Source organism: Micromonospora sp. NPDC023888 (genome assembly GCF_040639415.1).
Classification (GTDB): Bacteria; Actinomycetota; Actinomycetes; order Mycobacteriales; family Micromonosporaceae; genus Micromonospora.
In genome coordinates this window covers 1-1,219 of sequence record NZ_JBEZZW010000102.1, presented here as the reverse complement: position 1 = coordinate 1,219, position 1,219 = coordinate 1, and the positions used below count along the sequence as shown (strand labels likewise).

Annotated in this window: 1 protein-coding gene; it reads left to right on the top strand. The window is 69.6% G+C overall.

From position 1 onward, the window contains the following. A partial coding sequence (gene lpdA / locus AB0F61_RS34215) for a dihydrolipoyl dehydrogenase (protein ID WP_357818548.1) occupies positions 1 to 1,153 on the top strand: 1,153 nt, incomplete at its 5' end. Between the last annotated feature and the right edge of the window lie 66 nt (positions 1,154 to 1,219).

The following is a 1,219-nucleotide window of genomic DNA, read 5'->3' as shown; positions in this document are numbered from 1 at the left end:
GGCGTTCCGGCGCAGCCGCACGGTCGCGGACGGCCGCGTCAAGGGCGTGCACTACCTCATGAAGAAGAACAAGATCACCGAGTTCACCGGCCGGGGCACCTTCCTGGACGCGAACACGATGGAGGTGGCGCTGACCGACGGCTCGACGACCACCCTGTCGTTCGACAACTGCATCATCGCGACCGGCGCCACGCCGCGCCTGCTGCCGGGCACGCGGCGCAGCGAGCGGGTCGTGACGTACGAGGAGCAGATCCTCGTCGACGAGCTGCCGCGCTCGATCGTGATCGCCGGCGCGGGTGCCATCGGCATCGAGTTCGCGTACGTGATGCACAACTACGGCGTGAAGGTCACCATCGTCGAGTTCCTCGACCGGATCGCGCCGCTGGAGGACAAGGACGTCTCCGCGGAGCTGGCGAAGCAGTACCGCAAGCTCGGCATCGACGTGCTGACGTCCACGCGGGTGGAGGCCATCGACGAGTCCGGGCCGCAGGTGCGGGTGACCGTGACCGGCAAGGACGGCAAGCAGCAGGTCCTGGAGGCCGACAAGGTCCTCCAGGCGATCGGCTTCGCGCCGAACGTCGAGGGGTACGGCCTGGAGAACACGGGTGTCGCGCTCACCGAGCGGGGCGCGATCGAGGTCGACGGCCGTTCGCGCACCTCGGTGCCGCACATCTACGCGATCGGCGACGTGACGGCGAAGCTGATGCTCGCGCACACGGCCGAGGCCATGGGCGTGGTGGCCGCCGAGACGCTGGCGGGCGCCGAGACCATGGAGCTCGACTACCCGATGATCCCGCGCGCCACGTACTGCCAGCCGCAGATCGCCAGCTTCGGCTGGACGGAGGAGCAGGCGCGCGAGAAGGGCTTCGACGTCAAGGTCGCGAAGTTCCCCTTCATGGCGAACGGCAAGGCGCACGGGCTGGGTGACACGACCGGGTTCGTGAAGCTGATCAGCGACGCGAAGTACGGCGAGATCATCGGCGCGCACCTGATCGGCCCGGACGTCACGGAGCTGCTGCCCGAGCTGACGCTGGCCCAGCAGTGGGACCTGACGGTGCACGAGGTCGCCCGGAACGTCCACGCCCACCCGACGCTGGGCGAGGCGGTCAAGGAGGCCGTGCACGGGCTCGCGGGCCACATGATCAACTTCTGACGGGTGCGCGCGCGTGCGCGGCGGCTCCGGCCGGTACGCGCACGCTGCGGCTCCGGCCCCCCGTAC